Origin of the sequence: uncultured Jannaschia sp. (assembly GCF_947503795.1) — a bacterium.
Lineage (GTDB): Bacteria > Pseudomonadota > Alphaproteobacteria > Rhodobacterales > Rhodobacteraceae > Jannaschia.
On sequence record NZ_CANNEZ010000002.1, the window covers coordinates 324,490 to 342,321 of the forward strand.

19 protein-coding genes are annotated in these 17,832 nt (G+C 69.6%); 7 read left to right on the top strand and 12 right to left on the bottom strand.

All coding sequences use genetic code 11. The features are described 5' to 3' along the window. The first annotated feature begins 60 nt into the window (after nt 1-60). Genes Q0833_RS14165 through Q0833_RS14185 form a run of 5 tightly spaced genes read left to right on the top strand, consistent with a single transcriptional unit; the run spans nt 61 to nt 3,175 of the window. On the top strand, nt 61-567 hold the full coding sequence (locus Q0833_RS14165) for a YbjN domain-containing protein (protein WP_298436124.1): 507 nt from the start codon (nt 61-63) through the stop codon (nt 565-567). A gap of 49 nt (nt 568-616) precedes the next feature. Beyond that, a complete protein-coding gene (gene proC / locus Q0833_RS14170; protein WP_298436127.1) occupies nt 617-1,408 on the top strand; it encodes a pyrroline-5-carboxylate reductase in 792 nt (263 codons plus the stop codon). Continuing rightward, a complete protein-coding gene (locus tag Q0833_RS14175) occupies nt 1,405-1,743 on the top strand; it encodes a tRNA-binding protein (protein WP_298436130.1) in 339 nt (112 codons plus the stop codon). Before proC ends, Q0833_RS14175 begins: the two co-directional genes overlap by 4 nt. Next, entirely contained in the window at nt 1,743-2,693 is a 951-nt protein-coding gene (locus Q0833_RS14180; RefSeq protein WP_298436133.1) for a D-glycerate dehydrogenase, read from the top strand. Before Q0833_RS14175 ends, Q0833_RS14180 begins: the two co-directional genes overlap by 1 nt. Then, nucleotides 2,690-3,175, top strand: a complete 486-nt coding sequence (locus Q0833_RS14185) for a methylated-DNA--[protein]-cysteine S-methyltransferase (RefSeq protein WP_298436136.1) — start codon at nt 2,690-2,692, stop codon at nt 3,173-3,175. Before Q0833_RS14180 ends, Q0833_RS14185 begins: the two co-directional genes overlap by 4 nt. Before the next feature lie 40 nt (nt 3,176-3,215). Here Q0833_RS14185 and Q0833_RS14190 read toward each other — a convergent pair whose 3' ends face one another. From Q0833_RS14190 to Q0833_RS14225, 8 genes are all read right to left on the bottom strand, one after another. Then, nucleotides 3,216-4,661, bottom strand: a complete 1,446-nt coding sequence (locus Q0833_RS14190; protein ID WP_298436139.1) for an NAD-dependent succinate-semialdehyde dehydrogenase — start codon at nt 4,659-4,661, stop codon at nt 3,216-3,218. Between the two features lie 5 nt (nt 4,662-4,666). Next, nucleotides 4,667-5,617, bottom strand: a complete 951-nt coding sequence (locus Q0833_RS14195; RefSeq protein WP_298436142.1) for an aldose epimerase family protein — start codon at nt 5,615-5,617, stop codon at nt 4,667-4,669. After that, complete coding sequence (locus Q0833_RS14200; RefSeq protein ID WP_298436146.1) at nt 5,614-6,516, bottom strand: hydroxyacid dehydrogenase; 903 nt, start codon at nt 6,514-6,516, stop codon at nt 5,614-5,616. The genes Q0833_RS14195 and Q0833_RS14200 overlap by 4 nt, the downstream gene beginning before the upstream one ends. A 124-nt stretch (nt 6,517-6,640) precedes the next feature. Continuing rightward, nucleotides 6,641-7,735, bottom strand: coding sequence for a Gfo/Idh/MocA family oxidoreductase (locus tag Q0833_RS14205; RefSeq protein WP_298436149.1), 1,095 nt, complete (start codon nt 7,733-7,735; stop codon nt 6,641-6,643). Beyond that, the gene (locus Q0833_RS14210; RefSeq protein ID WP_298436152.1) at nt 7,732-9,069 is read right to left on the bottom strand and encodes a hypothetical protein; all 1,338 of its coding nucleotides are present in this window, start codon (nt 9,067-9,069) and stop codon (nt 7,732-7,734) included. Before Q0833_RS14210 ends, Q0833_RS14205 begins: the two co-directional genes overlap by 4 nt. Next, entirely contained in the window at nt 9,066-10,100 is a 1,035-nt protein-coding gene (locus Q0833_RS14215) for a tagatose 1,6-diphosphate aldolase (RefSeq protein ID WP_298436155.1), read from the bottom strand. Before Q0833_RS14215 ends, Q0833_RS14210 begins: the two co-directional genes overlap by 4 nt. After that, on the bottom strand, nt 10,097-10,939 hold the full coding sequence (locus tag Q0833_RS14220) for a PfkB family carbohydrate kinase (protein ID WP_298436157.1): 843 nt from the start codon (nt 10,937-10,939) through the stop codon (nt 10,097-10,099). The genes Q0833_RS14215 and Q0833_RS14220 overlap by 4 nt, the downstream gene beginning before the upstream one ends. A 73-nt stretch (nt 10,940-11,012) precedes the next feature. Continuing rightward, nucleotides 11,013-12,305 (bottom strand): cytochrome c peroxidase, encoded by a 1,293-nt coding sequence (locus Q0833_RS14225; protein WP_298436160.1) that lies wholly within the window; start codon nt 12,303-12,305, stop codon nt 11,013-11,015. On the opposite strand from Q0833_RS14225, the gene Q0833_RS14230 reads away from it, so the two are divergent. Then, nucleotides 12,294-12,773, top strand: a complete 480-nt coding sequence (locus Q0833_RS14230; RefSeq protein ID WP_298436163.1) for a tetratricopeptide repeat protein — start codon at nt 12,294-12,296, stop codon at nt 12,771-12,773. The genes Q0833_RS14225 and Q0833_RS14230 overlap by 12 nt on opposite strands. Before the next feature lie 43 nt (nt 12,774-12,816). Here the strand turns inward: Q0833_RS14230 and Q0833_RS14235 are convergent, their stop codons facing one another. Further along, nucleotides 12,817-13,629 carry a class II aldolase/adducin family protein gene (locus Q0833_RS14235; protein ID WP_298436166.1) on the bottom strand — a complete coding sequence of 271 codons (813 nt, stop codon included), beginning with the start codon at nt 13,627-13,629 and terminating at the stop codon, nt 12,817-12,819. Nucleotides 13,630-13,745: 116 nt separating this feature from the next. On the opposite strand from Q0833_RS14235, the gene Q0833_RS14240 reads away from it, so the two are divergent. Beyond that, the gene (locus Q0833_RS14240; protein WP_298436169.1) at nt 13,746-14,651 is read left to right on the top strand and encodes a LysR family transcriptional regulator; all 906 of its coding nucleotides are present in this window, start codon (nt 13,746-13,748) and stop codon (nt 14,649-14,651) included. A 69-nt stretch (nt 14,652-14,720) separates the two neighbouring features. Here Q0833_RS14240 and dctP read toward each other — a convergent pair whose 3' ends face one another. The 3 genes from dctP to Q0833_RS14255 form a co-directional block, all read right to left on the bottom strand. Beyond that, complete coding sequence (dctP, locus tag Q0833_RS14245) at nt 14,721-15,791, bottom strand: TRAP transporter substrate-binding protein DctP (protein ID WP_298436172.1); 1,071 nt, start codon at nt 15,789-15,791, stop codon at nt 14,721-14,723. A 184-nt stretch (nt 15,792-15,975) separates the two neighbouring features. Continuing rightward, nucleotides 15,976-16,554, bottom strand: coding sequence for a c-type cytochrome (locus Q0833_RS14250; protein WP_298436175.1), 579 nt, complete (start codon nt 16,552-16,554; stop codon nt 15,976-15,978). After that, a complete protein-coding gene (locus Q0833_RS14255) occupies nt 16,551-17,810 on the bottom strand; it encodes a PQQ-dependent sugar dehydrogenase (protein ID WP_298436178.1) in 1,260 nt (419 codons plus the stop codon). Before Q0833_RS14255 ends, Q0833_RS14250 begins: the two co-directional genes overlap by 4 nt. Between the last annotated feature and the right edge of the window lie 22 nt (nt 17,811-17,832).

The following is a 17,832-nucleotide window of genomic DNA, read 5'->3' on the forward strand; positions in this document are numbered from 1 at the left end:
CCAATCATAAGGTTCGCCCCCCCACCCCAGACCTAGCGGCCAGAGCGGAAGGCTTCGACCATGCTCCATCAACGCGATCAGTTCTCCGAAACAGGCGACCTCCACCCGATCGACCTCGTCGAGACCGTGGCCGAGACCCATGAATGGGATTTCGACCGCGTCGGCGAGGATCAGATCGCCATGGTGGTCGAGGGCCAGTGGCGCAGCTATTCCGTCACCCTCGCCTGGTCCGAGCCCGACGAGACGCTGCGCCTGATCTGCTGCTTCGAGATGGAGCCGCCCGCCGACAGCCTGCCGCGTCTCTACGAGACGCTGAACCTCGCCAACGACCAGTGCTGGGCGGGGGCATTCAGCTACTGGCTGGAACAGAAGATGATGGTTTATCGCTACGGGCTCGTGCTGGCCGGGGGCGCCTGCGCGCAGGTCGAGCAGATCAACCAGATGGTTGCCGAGGCGATCCTCGCGGGCGAGCGCTACTACCCGGCGTTCCAGCTCGTGTGCTGGGGCGGTCGCCGCCCGTCGGACGCGATGCAGGTCGCGATGGCCGAAGCCTACGGCCACGCCTGACTTGCGCGCGGCCCCGGCGCGGCTACTCTCGCGCCCCGGAGGTGGGTTCATGGATTTCGAGGACGTCAATGCGCGCGGTCTGGTGCTGCTGGGCTGCGGCAAGATGGGATCGGCGATGCTGGCCGGGTGGCTGGACCGCGGTCTGTCGCCCGCCGCGGTGACGGCAATCGATCCGGCCCCCTCGGACTGGCTGCAGGGCACGGGTGTGGCGCTGAACACCGCACTACCCGATGCGCCCGCCATCGCGCTCATCGCCGTCAAGCCGCAGATGATGGACGCGGCCCTACCCGCCCTCCGGGCGCTGACGAACACGCTCTTCGTGACGGTCGCGGCGGGGACGCCCATCGCCGCCTACGAGGCCGCGCTGGGCGACATCCGCCTCGTGCGGGCCATGCCCAACACGCCGGCCGCCGTCGGCCGCGGCATCACCGCGATCGTCGGAAACGCGGCCGCCACGGCCGCCGATCTCGACACCGCCGAAACCTTCCTCGCGGCGGTCGGAGAGGTCGTGCGGCTGGAACACGAGGATCAGATGGACGCGGTGACGGGCCTGTCGGGATCGGGCCCGGCCTATGTCTTTCACATGATCGAGGCGATGGCCGCGGCGGGCGAAGCGCAGGGCCTCGCCCCCGACCTTGCGATGCGGCTGGCACGCGCGACGGTCGCGGGGGCGGGCGAGCTGGCCATGACGGGCGAGGACCCGGCCCAGCTCCGGATCAACGTCACATCGCCGAACGGCACGACGCAGGCCGGGCTCGAGGTGCTGATGCCGGAACTGCCGGACCTGATGGCGCGGACGGTCGCCGCCGCCGCAGACCGCTCGCGGGAGCTGCGCGCATGAGCGAGATCGACTTCGACGACTTCCTCAAGGTCGATATCCGCGTCGGGCGCGTCACGCGCGCCGAGCCTTTCCCCGAGGCCCGCAAGCCCGCGATCAAGATGTGGGTCGATTTCGGCGCCGAGCTGGGCGAACGCAAGACCTCGGCGCAGGTCACGCGGCACTACACGCCCGAGGCCCTTGTCGGGCGACAGGTCGTGGCCGTCGTGAACTTCCCGCCCCGCCAGATCGGGCCCTTCATGTCGGAGGTGCTGGTGCTCGGGCTGCCCGATCCGGATGGCGAGGTCGTCCTGCTGACCCCGGACCAGGCGGTCCCCGATGGCGGGCGGATGCACTGATGGCCGAACGTCCCGCCCTCCTCGTCTCCCGCGCGCTGCCCGACAGCATCATGGAAGCCGCGCGCGACCGCTTCGACCTCACCGTGCGCGACACAACGCAACCGATGGATGCGGACGAATGCCGCGCGGCGCTGGCCGGGTACGATGTCGTCCTGCCGACGCTGGGTGACGCCTTTTCGGGCGTGTTCGATGGCGCGATCCGGGCGAAGGGCCTCGCGAATTTCGGTGTCGGCTATAACCATATCGACGTGGCCGGAGCGCACCGCGCGGGCCTCGTGGTGACCAACACGCCCGGTGCCGTCACCGACGCGACCGCCGACACGGCCATGACGCTGATCCTGATGACGGCGCGGCGTGCGGGCGAGGGCGAACGGCTCGTGCGCGCAGGCGACTGGCATGGCTGGCACCCAGTGCAGATGCTGGGCATGCACGTCACCGGCAAGACCGTGGGCATCGTCGGGATGGGTCGCATCGGGCAGGCCATCGCAGAGCGATGCCGCGCTGGCTTCGGGATGGAGGTGGTGTTCTACAACCGCTCCGAGAAGACGGTCGAGGGCGCGCGGCAACTGGGCTCCGTCGCCGAGGTCTGCGCCGCCGCGGACATCGTGGTCACCGCCGCCGCCGCCACGCCCGAGACGCGGCACATCATCGGGCCGGACGCGCTTGCGGCGATGCGGCCCCATGCGATCCTCGTGAACATCGCGCGCGGCGACCTCGTGGACGAAACGGCGCTGATCGAGACGTTGCAGGCCGGTCGCATCGCGGGCGCCGGGCTCGACGTCTACGAAGACGAACCCCACGTCCCCGCAGCACTCCGCGCGCTGGAAAACGCGGTTCTCTTGCCGCATCTCGGAACGGCGGCGCTGGAAGTGCGCGAGGCGATGGGCCGGATGGCGCTCGACAACGCGATCGCCATCGCCGAAGGCCGCGATCCGCCGAACCCGGTGTGACGGGCACGCGCACCCCGCTCGACACGCCGCTCGGCCAACTGCATCTCGTGGCCGACAGCGGCGCGCTGGCCGCGATCCACTGGCCCGACGCGCCCCCGGACCTGCCGCTCGACCCGGACGCGCTGCCCGAGGTCCGCGCCCAGCTCGCCGCCTATTTTGACGGGCGCCTGACGCGCTTCGACCTCGCGCTGGCCCCCGGTGGCACGCCGTTTCAGCAGGAGGTCTGGCGCGCGCTCCGCGACATCCCGCAGGGCCGGACCCGCAGCTACGGCGAGATCGCCGCCGCCATCGGCCGGCCGAAGGGCGCGCAGGCCGTCGGGCAGGCCAACGGCGCCAACCCGATCCCCATCGTGATCCCCTGCCACCGCGTCGTCGCCAATGACGGCGGGATCGGCGGGTTCTCGGGCGGGCTCGACATCAAGCGGCGGCTGCTCGCCCATGAGGGTGCGCCGTTCGAGGCCGAGCAGCCACGGCTTCTCTAGAGCGCGAACGCCCGGACGTCGCACGACCCGGCCGCGCCCGTCAGATTCCGTCGACGCAGACGTATTTCGTCTCCAGATAATCCTCTAGACCCTGACTGCCGCCTTCCTTGCCGAGCCCGCTTTCCTTTACGCCGCCGAATGGCGCTTCGACGGTGGTGATAAGGCCCGAATTGATGCCGATCATCCCGTATTGCAGCCCTTCGTTGAGCCGGAACGCACGGCCCAGATCGGCGGTATAGGCATAGCAGGCGAGGCCGTAGACCGTGTCGTTGGCCATCTCGATCGCCTCCTCCTCGGTCTCGAAGCGGAAGATCGGGGCCAGCGGGCCGAAGATCTCCTCGGTGGCGAAGCGCATCGCTTGCGTCGCGCCGGTCATCACCGTCGGCTCGAAGAAGGTGCCGCCGTTGCCGTGCCGTCCGCCGCCGATCACGACCTCGGCCCCCTTCGACGTGGCGTCCTCGACGAAGGCCTCGACCTTCTCGACCGCGTCCATGTCGATCATCGGCCCCTGCTCGACGCCCGTCTCCAGACCGTCGCCCACCTTCATCGCGCGGGTCTTCTCGACCAGCCGTTCGACGAAGGCGTCGTGAATGCCCGATTGGACGTAGATTCGGTTCGCGCAGACACAGGTCTGGCCCGCATTGCGGAACTTCGAGACCATCGCGCCCTCGACGGCCGCGTCCAGATGGGCGTCGTCGAAGACGAGGAACGGCGCGTTGCCGCCCAGCTCCATCGAGACCTTCTTCACGGTATCCGCCGACTGCCGGATCAGTTCCTTGCCGACCTCGGTCGACCCGGTGAACGTCACCTTGCGCACCCGCGGGTCGTCCATGATGGCACCCGCGATCTCGCGCGCCGACCCGGTCACGATGTTCATCACGCCCGCCGGATACCCGACCTCCTCGGCCAACGCGCCCCAAGCGAGGCCGCTATAGGGCGTCGCCGTCGCGGGTTTGGCGACGACCGTGCAGCCGACGGCCAGCGCGGGCGCGACCTTTCGGGCCAGCATCGAGCTGGGGAAGTTCCAAGGCGTGATCATGCCCACCACGCCGATCGCGTGCTTGGTCACGAGGATGCGGCGACCATTCACGCCCGCGGGCACGATCTCGCCCTTGGCGCGGCGCGCTTCTTCGGCGAACCAGCGGACATACTGTGCGCCGATGGCGATCTCGCCCATCGACTCGGCAAGGGGCTTGCCCATCTCGACGGTCAAGAGCTCGGCCAGGTCTTTCTGGTGGTCCATCAGCGCATCATGCAGCTTCCAGAGCAAGTTGCAGCGCTCCATCAGAGACATGTCGCGGAAGGCCGGGAAGGCCGCCGCTGCCGCGTCGATGGCGCGCGAGGTCTCGGCGCGACCGCCCTTCGGAACCGTCCCGATCACCGACCCATCCACCGGGTTCGTCACGTCGATGGTCTCGCCCCCGTCCGCGCCGACCCAGTCGCCGCCGATCAGGTTCGCCTGCTTCATCCAGTCCTGGAACGCCATCGTCCTCACCTCCTCGAAAATCGAAATTCCGTTATCTGCTCATAGGTCTCGCCGGGGCGCAGAACCGCGCTCGGGAAGCCCGCCTGGTTGGGCGCGTCGGGCCAGACCTGCGGCTCCAGCGCGACACCGGCATGGGCGCGATAAACGCGCCCCTCCAGCCCCGGCACCTGCGTGTTCAGCTTGGCGCCGTCATAGACCTGCAACCCCGGCTCGGTCGTGGCCACCGCCATCTCCAGCCCGCCCGTGCGCAGCCACGCCACCTCGCGCAACGCCACGCGTTCGTCCGAGAGACAGAGGTTGTGGTCGAGCAGGCCCTCGGCGGGCAGCGCGCGGCCCCGGCGGAAGTCGAAGGCGGTGCCGTCCACCGGCGCGATGCCGGTCGGGATCAGGTCGTCATCCACCGGCACGTAACGATCGGCGGCGACGGTCAGGACGTGGTCCGCGACCGTCGCCGCCCCGTCGAGGTTCCAATAGGTGTGATGCGCCAGGTTGCAGAGCGTCGGTGCGTCGCAGGTCGCGCGGTATTCCACCCGCAGAGCGGCGTCAGGCGCGCAGACGTAGCGCGCCTCGATCCGCATCGCGCCGGGAAACCCCATCTCGCCGTCGGCGAGGTCGATGGCGAAGGTGATCGCGTCATCGCCGTGTTGGGCCACGTCCCAGATCCGCTTTCCGATCCCGGCCGATCCGCCGTGCAGCGTATGGCGCTCCTTGAAGTTGGGATCGGTCCGGTGCGTCGCGCCGTCGAGCTCGAACCGCGCGCCCCCGATCCGGTTCGCCACCCGCCCGGCCGTCGCACCCATGTAGTTCGAGAACTCCGGGTAATGGTCCAGATCGGCCAGCCCCAGCACCAGCGGATGGTCGATCCCGTCGAGCCGGAGATCGTGCAGGACGGCACCCAGATCGGTGAATGTCGCGGTCAGGCCGTGGCCGCGGATCGTGTAGGCGGGGCGGCTCATGCGAGGCCCAGTTCCGCGGCGACGGTGCGCGCCGTCATCTCCGAGACGCGGGTGTTCGCCTCGGCGGTCACGCCGCCGATATGGGGCGTCAGGATCAGGTTCGGCACGCCCGCGAAGTCGTTCTCCGCACCCAGCGGTTCCGTCGCGAAGGTATCGAGCGCCGCTCCCGCGAGATGCCCGGAGCGGAGCGCGTCGCAGACCGCCGCCTCGTCGACGATGCCTCCCCGCGCTGCATTAACCAGCACCGCACCCGGCTTCATCGCCGCCAGCGCGGCGGCGTCGATCATCTCGCGCGTCTCCTCGGTCAGCGGCACGTGCAGCGAGACGACGTCGGCCGCCGCCAGAACCTCCGCGACGCTCGCCTTCCGCGCGCCGTCGAAATCCGTCGCGTATGGGTCGGCGGCCACGACCTCCATCCCGAGCGCCCGGCCGAGCTCGCCCGTCTTCCGCGCGATCTCGCCGTAGCCGAGCAGCCCCAGCACCTTGCCCGCGATCTCGCGCCCCCGCCCCGCGACCCCGCGCGGCCAGTCGCCGGCCTCCATCGCCGGGCGCATCATGTAGGCGCCGCGCAACAGGACCGCCGCCGTCGTCACGACGTATTCCGCGACCGAAAGCGTGTTGGCCCCCGTTGCCGGGTGAACCGAGATCCCCCGCAGGCGGCAGCCGTCGAGATCGATATTGTCGAGGCCGACACCAAGCCGCCCGACACAAGTGAACCCGGCATCCAGAAGCCCCCCCCGCACCTGCGTCCGGTTGCGCACGATCAGGCCCTGCGCCTCGGCCGCCAACCGCGCCAGATCGTCCGGCCGGTCGGACAGATCCGGCTCGTAGGTCACCTCGGCGCGCGCCCGCAGCCAGTCGACCCAGGCCTCGTCCATGAATTCGGTGATCAGGATCATCGGCCGGTCGCCCCTTCACATGCCATCAAGGTTAACACGCGCCCGCCCGGTCCTCTGGCCTGAAATACCTCGGGGGGCCGCCGAAGGCGGCGGGGGCAGCGCCCCCTCCCCGCGCGAGGTCCGCTCACGGGCCCCGCCCCAGAAGCGAGATCGCCTCGCCCGAACGCGCGGATTCCTCGGCCGCCTCGCCCACCAGCACGGACCAGTAGCCGTCCTCCAGCGTCACCTCGGGCACGTTCCCGCCCCGGCGCACCAGCTCCAGGAACCGCTGGTGCTGGTAGAAGGTCGAGCCGTGATGATCGCCCGCGATCAGAAGCTCGGGCGGCGTGTGGATGACCTCGCGCACCTCTTCCTTCAGGGCGCGGACGCTGGTGACGAATTCCGCCTCGCGCGGCGCGCCGTCGGGCGCGAAGCGTGCGGGTCCGGGGATCAGCGCGTCGCAGCGGGCCTTCGGGCCGGTGACCGCGACGAATTCCTGCCAATGCGAGCCTTCCGCGAACATGCACAGATCCAGCATCCCGCGCGTCCCGTTGGCGAAATCGACGATGACATAGGCGTTGTCCACGATATCCGGCACACCTCCCGCATAGCGCTCGTCGCGATGGTTCACGTCGACGCCGCCGCTGGCATAGACGCGCACCGGGTCGGATTTCACGATCAACCGCATCAGGTCCCAGAAATGGCAGCATTTCTCGACCAGCGTGCCGCCGGTCCGCGCGTTGAAGCGGTTCCAGTCGTCGACCTTTGGAAGGAACGGGAAGCGATGCTCGCGGATCGAGACCATGCGCGGGTCGCCCACCGCGCCCTGTTCGATCGCCTGCAACAGCCTCTGGATCGGCGGCATGTAGCGGTATTCCATCGCCACCCAGATCGGCGCGCGGCGGCCCTTGGCCATGTTGAGAAGGTCGCGACAGGCGGCCGTCGTGGTCGCGAGCGGCTTCTCGACGAGGATCGGCTTGTCCGTCGCCATCAACCGCTGCAGCAGCCCGGCATGGAGGTCGTTGGGCGCGGCCACCAGATAGACGTCGCACTCGCCTTCCGCGATCAGGTCGTCGGCCGTCAGGAAGCCCCTGGCGCTTTCGGCGGTGGCCATCGAGAGGCGGCGCATCGCCTCGTCGGGATCGGCCACGGCGGTCACGCGCGCATCGTCCAGAAGGTTGATGTTGCGGATATGCTCCTGCCCCATCATGCCCGCGCCGATCAGGCCGTATCGGATCATCGCGCGGCCTCCCGTGCCGCACCGAGCTCCAGGACCGGGACGCCCAGGCCCGCCGCGACCCCGGCCAGCGTGGCCGCATGGTCGCCGTAGGCCAGCGCCATGTGGTGCTCCAGACCGCTGGCCATCACGTCGCGGCAGACCGCGTCCGCGCCGCGGTCGAAGCGCACCGTTCCGCTTGTGCCCGTGAAGGCCATCGGCGCGTCCGTCACCTCGCCCGTGGCGATCACGACCTGCGGGCGGCCATGGGCCTGGCTCAGCCGGAAGAGCGTCACGCGCCCCGGCTTCAACGCGAATTCCATCAGGAGCGCCTGCTTGCGGTTGGTATGGACCGTGGCACCCCGCGCGCCCGCCGCCATCGATGCGGGCGCCTGCCCGCAATGCCAGACGACGCCGGTCTCGCCGTCCATGTCCACCAGATCGGCAAGGAAGACCGGGGCGTCGGCCACGTCCTGCAGGATGGCCTGGGTCACCGCGCCGTAGACATCCGCCTCGCAGGCGCAGGGGGTGCGCGCCTCGCCCAGCATGGCCACGGGCCCGCAGACCGCGCCGCCGTATTCGGTGAAGGTCTCAGGCCAGCAGCGGATCGCCATGGCGTCGAACCGATGCTCGGCCCGCAGGTCGTCGAGCGCGCCCGCCAGCCGCAGCGACCGGTCGAGCTCGCCCGCGTCCAGTTCCGCCACGCCGTCCAGCGCCTCGGCCTGCGCGACATGTTCGGGCCGGGCGGGCGTGGCGCGCGCGCGATCGAAGAGGTCCGGGAGGGTCAGTTCCGTCACCTCCGCGCCCGTCAGGCCCCGAAGAGCGGCGGCATCGTAGGCGCAGGTGTCGAACCCCTCGGGCCGCTCGCCGATGCGCGCGATCCGCAGGTCGCGCCGGATGGCGCGCGGGGCCGCATCCGTCGCCATGCCAAGGACCGGCGCCACCTCGGGCCCGGTCAGCAGCGCGTCGAGATCGACCGTGTCGCCGTAAGCCCAGGCGAAGCGCCGGTCGTTGAGACCGAGCGCATGGCTCAGGAGGTTGAGGCCGCAGAACGCGTTCAGCCGCAGCCGCCCGCCGACCCGCGGCTCGGGCACGGCCCAGATCGCGACCCGCCCGTCGAACCCCGTCGCGGCCCGCGTGGCGAAGGCCGCATCGGTGAAGGTGACCTGCAGGATCAGGAGCACGTCCGCCCCGGCCACGGCGTCGAGCGCACCTTCGTCCGGCCCCATCAGGAGCGCGCGCGACCCGACCACCTCGTGCCCGCTCGCGTCGAGCGCGGCCAGCATCGCGGCCAGCTTCTCCTCGGCGAAGGCGACGTCGAAGGTCGGTCGCGCCAGAGGAAGGATGCCGATCTTCACGAGATGTCTCCGTAGCTCCGGCGGAAGGTCTCGGTCGGGTCGCAGAACGCGAGGCCCTGGCCGCCATAGACGTCGTGGCGATGCCAGGGCGTCGCCTTCTCGTCGGTCAGAAGGTTCAGCTCGTCCATGTAGGGCACCGAGTCGCGCACCAGCCCCTCGCCCATCGCCTCCCAGTCGGGATAGGATCTGAACGCGTCGAGCCAGATCGCCCGTCCCGCGAGATAGCCCGAGGCGCCGGCCGCGTAGGCATAGTCGAGCACCGTCTTGAAGTCCGGCTTGTCGGCCCCCGCCGACAGCATCACCCAAGGGCGCCCCGCCGCGCGCCCAAGCTCGCTGAAGAGCGCCTGCACCGCGTCGTCGCCCGGCGTGATCCCCTTGGCGGGGACCGGGCTTTCCAGCTTGAAGACATCGACGCCGTAATCAGGGCCGGCGAAGGCCTCGACCGATTTCAGGACGTGATCGGAATGCTTCGTCGCCATCTCGGTGTAGTCGGAGGTCTGCTCGGCATCGCTCTCGATCGGGTGGACCAGCAGCTCGAAGAGGAACGGGATATCGAACCGCGCGCAGGCCTGACCGATGCGCTTGACGAAATCATGCTGCGCCTGCGCGATCTCCTCGGAGATGTCGGGCCGATACCACGCCAGCACCTTCACCGCGTCGCCGCCCATCCGCTTGATCTTGCCCACCGACCAATCGTCGATCTCGGCGGACCGGCGGCCCTGGCCGGTCTCGACAAAGAGGCTGTCCTCCAGCGTCACGATCAGGCCCTTCCTGGGGTCGAACACCTCCCAGCCATGCGGGATCGCGAAATGCGGGTCGAGCAGCATCGCCGTCGACGAGGGCTGCAGCGCCTCCAGCAGCATCGTCTTGACGCGCGCCACGTCCTCCCACGGCGCCTCGCCGCCATGATGCTCCGCGATCGGACCCTTGATCGGCGGGCGCTGGTCGACGGCGGTCATCTTGAAGAGACCGGCCGCGTCGGACATGCGGCGGAAGCCCAGCTGTTTGCCGGGGGTGAGCGTGATGGTCATGAACCCTCCAGGTCGCGCGCCACGGGATAGACCTCCCACCCCCCGGCGCGCGTGCATTTGATCGCCGCCGCACGGTTGGCGAAATCCGACGCGGCGTCCAGTGCTTCCCCGCGTCCGAGCGCCAACGTAAACGCCCCGTGCCATAGATCGCCCGCCCCGAGCGTGTCGACCGGATCGACCTCGGGCGCCGGCACATGGAGTCCGTCGGCCCAGCGCACGCCGTCCGGCCCGTCGGTATAGGCCACCGCGCCCGGAAGCCGCGACGCCGCATCCGCCAGCGCCCGGTCGAGCGCGTCGATCCCGGTGAAGTCCCGCAGGCCTGGCGCGCTGAAGACGACATGCGACGCCTGCGCGGCCAGCGTGGCGGGTGTGTATTTCTCGCCATCAAGCACGCCCGGTCGGCCCGCCGCCCGCGCCGCGCCAAGCGCCGCCTCGGCTGCCTCGGGCCAACGGCAATCGGCCAGCACCGCGTCGAAATTCGGCAAGGGCGGCGGCACGGTCGGCAGGTCCGCACCGGGGAAGTTGACGATCATCCGTTCGCCCGATGCGTCCACCATCACCGACGACAGCGGTGTCCGCCCGCCGCGCACCAGCATCGGCGTCACGCCTTGCCCGTCGAGAAGCGCCGCGAGCTCGTCGCCCGCGCCGTCGCGACCCGCGCGCGACAAGAGCGTCACGCGCGCGCCCAGCCGCGCAGCACCCACCGCCGCGTTCGCAGCACAGCCGCCGCCGATCCGCTCGAAGCTGTGGGATCGGTGCTTGCCCTCGCCCTCGGGCAGCACGTCCATCCGGTGGACGTAATCCATCACGGCGATGCCGCAGACGAGAAGCCGGGTCATCGCGCCACGCCGCCGGGGAAAAATCTGCCGGAAGATTTTTCCCCATTTTCTACGATGAGAAAATGATCGCGCATCAATCGACCGGCAATCCGCTGGGCACGGCGTCGGGTCGACCGAGCCGCCCGTGCCGACTTGCCCCGCCCTCCAGCGCGCCAAGGAACGCGACCAGGTCGGCGATGTCGCCGTCGCTGAGTTCGACCGGCACGATATCGACCCGCGCCGCCACCCGCGCCATCTCGCGGCGGTCGTCCCGTATCGCGAAATCGACCGCGGCCAGCCACGGGGCGTCGGGCAGCTTGGCGAGGTCGGGCGTCCAGGCGGTCAGCGCGCCGAGCGGATCGGCGTGGTGCCGGATGATCCCCTCGAGCGTCGGATAGGCCCCGTTGTGGCCGTAGGGCGCGGTCAGCGTCACGTTGCGCAAAGACGGCGTACGGAAGCGGTAGGCATCCTCGAGGTCGTCGGTCTCGGCCATCCGTCCGGTGTCGCGCGGCAGGGGATCGAAGCGCCGGGTGCGACCGGGGCCGAAGGGCGGCAGCGCCAGCGCATGAAAGTCGTGATCGGTAAAGAGCGGTCCCGAATGGCACGACGCGCAATTGGCCGCCCCGAAGAACAGCGCACGGCCCCGCTCCTGCGCCGGGGCAAGCGGGGTGCCGTCGAGATACGCGTCCCACTGCGCATCGAGCGAGCGCCATTCCGAGCCCATGAAATCCGCCAGCGCGATGGCGATATGCGTGATCGTCACATCCTCGGCGGCGGTCACGTCGTCGAAGGCGGCCACGAAGGCGTCGCCATAGGCCGGAATGCCCCGCACCCGCTTCGCCAGGATCGGCCAGCCGAGGTCGATGCGGTCGCCGACGGCGCCCGTCACCTCGTTCTCGCCCACGTTGCCCGCCATCTCGAACTGCGCCGTCATCGGGAACAGCGCCTGCACCGCCAAGAGCGTCGGCAAGCCGTCGGGCAGCCATTCCTCGGCGGGTGTGTCGTAGCCGTTGCCATAGGCCTCCGAGAGCGAGACCCGCCCGTCATGGAAGAACCGCTCGAACTCGGTCGCGCCGACGTTCCAGAGTGCGGGCGCATGGCGCGGCACGCGCTTGCGGATGGCCGCCGCCCCCGCCCCGGCGGTGCGCTTCGGCCCCAGCCCCTCGCCGCCCTCGCCGATGCCCAGCGACAGCCCGTCGCCCGAGAACGTCTCGTGGTGGTGGCAGGTCCCGCAGGAGATGTTGCGGTTGCCCGACAGGATGGGGTCGTAGAACAGGAGCCGCCCGATCTCGGCCCGCGCAGGATCGAAGGGATGGAAGGTCACCTCTTCCGCCAGGGCGGGCGCCGCCGCTAGGGTCAGCGCGAGGAGAAGACGATGAACTGCCATGCCGCGATCTTGGCCACCCTGCTGGTGGTGTCCAGCCCCGCCCGCGCCGATATCGAGGAGGCGCGCGACCTGATGGAAGCCGGCCGCTTCGCCGAGGCCCGCGCCGCGCTCTGGCCCGCTGCGCGGTCCGGCAACGCCGATGCCGAGGAGCTGATCGGCGTCATGTACGCGCTGGGCCTCGGGGTCGAGCGCGACCCGGTCCGCGCCTTCGACTGGTATCTCCGCTCGGCGATGAAGGGCCATCCCGGCGCGCAATCGGGCGTCGGCTGGTATTACGAGGTCGGCCTGGGCATGCCCGCGCCGGACCTCGTCCGCGCCTATCTGTGGTACGTGCTTTCGGCCATCGGCGGAGATCCCGATGCCGCCATCAGCCAGGAGGAGGTCGTCAAGAAGATGACCCCCGAGCAGATCGCCCACGCCCTCGTGCTGGTCGAGGACTACAAGGTCTGGATGTATCCGTTCCGCTGAGGGTGCGCCCGACCGCCTCCCACGGTCGGGCGCGCGGCCCCGGTCAGTCGAACATGTCCGGGGCGTCCTGCGCCAGCTGGTTCCAGATGGTCTGGAAATGCAGCCAGCCGATATAGTCCGAGCCGACATGCTCGCGCGAATAGCGGGCCCGGTCCTCGGGGATGCGGATCGGGTCGATGCCGGTCGCCGCCAGCGCGAGCTGCTGCTGGCAGCACCGCTCGAGCGCGATGAACCAGAAGGCCGCCGAATCGATCGAATGACGCGACGCCGTCAGCAGCCCGTGGTTCTGGTGCAGCGCCGCCTTCACACCCTTGAACGCCACCGCCACGTCCGAACCCGCATGGTTCTCGACGGCGACCGCGCCCGCCTGGTCGCCGATTACGACATGGTCCTCGAAGAACGCACAGGCATCCTGCGTCACCGGGTCGATCGGGCGTCCCGTCGCGCACCACGCGGTGCCGTAGGTCGTGTGCGCGTGGCACATCGCGATGATGTCGGGATGCGCCTCGTGGACATTGGCATGGAGCACGAAGCCCGCGCGGTTTACCGCATGGGTGCCCTCGATGACGGTGCCCTCGTGATCGACGAGGATCAGGTTCGACATCTTCACCTTGTCGAAATGGATGCACATCGGGTTCGTCCAGTAGAGCTCCGGACGCTCGGGGTCGCGGATGGTCAGGTGACCCGCGAAGCCGTAATCGAACCCCTCGGCCGCGAAGGCGCGGCAGGCGGCGACCAGACGCTCCTTGCGATGTCGCCGTTCCTCGTCGACGCTGTCGAAATGGGGCTCGTAGGGAAATTCGAGGCCGGTCTGTTCCGGCTGGTAGATCGAGACGCGGTTGCCGAGATCGAGCATCGTGGGTCCTCCGGGCGCGCGGGCGCCGCATGGGGTGACGGAATGGGTGGCCGGACGATGCCGCGCGGTGCCGCGTCGCGCAACGCCGCCGCCGTGATGACAGTTATGGTGCACGCGTGAAGGACGACCGCCTCCTCCAGATGCGGATCTTCGTGGCCGTGATCGAGGCGGGGGGCTTCACCGCCGCCGCGCATCGGCTGGGCACCGGGCAGCCTTTCGTGTCGCAATCCGTGCGGCGCCTGGAGGATCGGCTCGGGACGAAGCTCCTGCACCGGACCACGCGCGGGATCCGCCCCACGGACGAGGGCCTGCGCTATGCCGAAGGCGCGCGCACGGCCCTCGACGCCGTCGAGCGGGCGGAGGGCGAGACCCGCGACGGCGCGGCCCGCATCGCGGGAACCCTGCGCGTCTCGGCACCGCTGGCGTTCGGGCTCGACCGGATCGCGCCGCTCCTGCCCGGCTTTCTCGACAGCCATCCCGCGCTCGACCTGTCGCTGGTGCTGACCGATGACAGCGTCGACCTCGTGGCCGACGGGATCGACGTGGCCATCCGCATGGGTCGTCTGCCCGATAGCGGCCTGACGGTACGCCGCCTCTGCGATCTGCGCCGCGTCGTGGTCGCCGCCCCCGCCTTCCTGGCCCGCCACCCCGCGCCCGAGACGCCGCGAGACCTCGACGCGCTGCCCGTCCTCGCCTGGGCGGGCGCGCGCGAGCATCTGAACGCCTGGCCCTTCACGATCGACGGCCAGCGCTGGACGTTCCAGGCGCGCGGGCGGTTCCGCTCGAACGAAGGGTTATCGCTGGTGCAGATGTGCGAGGCGGGGTTCGGCATCATGCGCTGCGCCGAGCATCTGGCGCGTCCCGCCATTCGCGAGGGTCGCCTCGTCCCCCTGCTCGAAGCGTATACCGAGGCCGATGATGGCGCGGTGCACGCGGTCTTCCTGCCCGACCGCACCCTGCCCGCCCGTGTGCGCGCCTTCGTCGATCACATCGCCGCGGCCCTGCGCGCGCCGGACTGGTAGCCCCGTCCCCACGACGAAAAACGGGGCGGCCCGAAGGCCGCCCCGGTGGTCACACCCGTCCGGGTGCGATCATTGCATGTCCATGTCGCGGCGGGCGCCGACACTTTCCTCGGCGGTGGCGATGGCCGCGCGGAAGTTAGCCAGCATCTCCTCGCCGCCATCCACATTCGACGCGAACCAGTCATAGACCGGCGCCGCGGCGTCCTGGAACGCCTGCTTCTCGTCCGGCGTCAGCACGTAGAGATCGCCGCCCCCGGCCACGAACTCCTCGTAGGCCTGGATCGACTTGCGCTTCGGCGAGGCGAAGGTCGCCTGCTGCAGTGCCGAGAACCCGTCGACGATGACGCGCTTCATGGCGTCGTCCATCTCCTGGAACTTGGCGTTGTTCATCACCCAGATGGCGGCCATGTAGGCGTGCCCGTCCAGCGTGACGTATTGCAGGCCGGCATCGGGGAACTTCATGCCCATGATGTCGGTGATGCCGTTCTTCGAGCCTTCGACCACGCCCGTCTGGAACGAGGTGAAGAGCTCGGGCCACGGAATCGGTGTCGGCGAAGCACCCAGCGCGCGCACCAGCTCCTGCGGGAGGTCGGCGACCACGGTGCGGATCTTCAGGCCTTCCATGTCGGCGGGCGCGGCCACGCGGCGCTGCGTGTTGGCGAAGTTGCGCCAGCCGCCGGTGTTGCCCACGGTCATGATGCGGATCGCGTCGCCGGAATCCTCCAGCGCCTTCGAGCGGAGCTGGCTGACGAGGTCGGTGTTCGTCAGCACCTCCTCGGCGATGCGGTCATCGGCCATGAGGTAGGGCAGGTCGAAGATCTGCACGTAGGGGAAGATGCCCGCGGCGCCTCCGCTCGTGGTCACGAAGATGTCGATCGACCCGTCGGCCACGCCTTGCAGGCACTCGGCCCCGTTCGAGCAGAGCTGCGTCCCGATGAAGAGCTCGACCGTGATCGCGCCGTTGGACGCGTTCTCGACGTAGTTCTTGAAGACCACGAGCCCGTCGTAATCCTCATCGTTCTCGTTCGAGTTCGCCGTGGCGCGGATGTTGATGGCGTGGCCGTCGGCCCAGGCCGCGACGCCCGGAAGCGTCACGAGCGCGGCCAGCGCACCGGCCTTCAGCATGGATGCGAATTTCATTTCTGTCCTCCCTGTCGGGGCCTCATGTGCGTGCCCCCGTTCTCTTGCCGGCCGCAGGCGATCCCTCCTCCCGGCATCGATCTCCGCCGCCGGGGCCGAGGGTCTCGGCGCCGATGACGGGCGATGGGGGCATCTGACGGGATGATGCGGCCTTAGTCCACCACCAGATTCGCAAAGCCGGGCGTCAGGGCACGGGCGCGATCTCCAGCGTGACGGCGGCATACCAGTCGGCATAGGCACGGATTTCGGCGTCGGTCAGGTCGGCCGCGATGTCGGTCATGATCTCGTGGGTGCGCTTGCCCGTGCGGAACGCCTTGAGCTGGTTGTCGATATAGATGTTCACCTCGCCCGCGAGGTTCGGCGCGTCGGGCACCAGCGACAGGCCGTCCGCGCCGTGGCAGGCGACGCAATCCTCGGGCGCGTCCTCGGCCCCGACCCCCTCGGGCAGCGTCGCCGTGACCTCGTGGGCGGCGTACCACGCCGAGACGTCCGCGATCTGCGTCTCCGACAGGCCGCGGGCGACGATGGACATCATCTCGTGCTCGCGCGTGCCGTCCTTGAAGGCGTTGAGCTGCGCCTCGAGGTAGTCGAGCGGCTCGCCCCCGATATGGGGCGCGATGGGGATCTGCGCGTAGCCGTCGAGCCCGTGGCACGTCCGGCACATGTTGGCGACCTGCCGCCCGGCGGCGGGATCGGCGGCGAAGGCGGGTGAGCCCCCGGCGAGCATGAGCCCGCCGAGAGCCAGAAGGCAGATGTGCCTCATTCGGTCGAAGGTACGTGCGCGATGCGCCAGATCGCCCCGGCGAAGTCGTCGGAGACCAGCATCGAGCCGTCGCGGAGGAAGGCGATGTCCATCGGCCGTCCGCGATACTCGCCCGTCGACTCGTCGAGCCAGCCGTCGGCGAAGACCTCGGCGCCCGCGGCGTTCCCCTCCTCGTCGAGCGCGGTGAACATCACCCGTGCGCCCACCGGCGTGGTGCGGTTCCACGAGCCGTGCTGCGCCCAGAAGATGCCGCCCTGATACTGTTCGGGGAAGCTGTCACCGCGATAGAAGCTCATGCCCAGATCGGCGGCATGGGCGGTCAGTTCCAGCTGCGGCTCGACGAAGGAGACGCCCTCGGGACGGGGGACGCCCTGGTATTCGGGGATCTCGACCCGGCTATTCGTCCACGGGAAGCCGAAATGCTGACCGGCTTCCGTCTGGCGGTTCAGCTCGCCGGGCGGGATGTCGTCCCCCATGCCGTCGACCTGGTTATCGGTCCACCAGAGCTCGCCCGTCTCGGGGTTGAAGTCATGACCCACCGAGTTGCGCACGCCGCGGGTATAGACCTCGCGCTCCGAGCCATCGGTGTTCATCCGGACGATGCCGCCGATGCCGATCTCGTCATACATTTCCAGCTTCTCGACCGGCTGCACGTTGAAGGGCTGGCCCAGCGAGACGTAAAGCTTGCCGTCCGGCCCGATGCGGCAGACCCGCGCGGTGTGGTTGAAGCTCTCCTCCTCGGGCGGGATCAGCTCGCCCTGTGCCACGACCACGCCGACCGCGGGGTCGGGGCCCTCGAAGAAGAACTCGGCGGCCGGGAATTGCAGGATGCGGTTGCGCTCGGCGATGTAGAGAAACCCGTCGGGCGAGAAGCACGGCCCGTTCGGGATGTCGAAGGTGATGGACGGCGCGAAGTCGAAGACCTGGTCGGCGACGCGATTGCGGTCGCGGTCGACGATCGACCAGACCTTGTCCTTGCGCGTGCCCGCGAACACCACCGTCCCCTGGGGTGCGACGGCCATCGAACGGGCGTCGGGCACCACGGCATAGAGACTGACCTCGAACCCGTCCGGCACGTTGATGTGCTGGAGGATGTCGCGCAGCGCATCGGCCCGCTCGCCGTCTTGCGCGATCTCGGTATGGGTGGCCCCGGTGGCCTGCATGTTGCCGAGTTTCTCGAGGTTGGACTGGGCCAGCACGGGGCCGGCCAAGATGGTCGTCGCGATCAGCGCGACGAGGGTCTTCGCGGTTGTCATGAGTCTCTCTCCCTGTGAACCG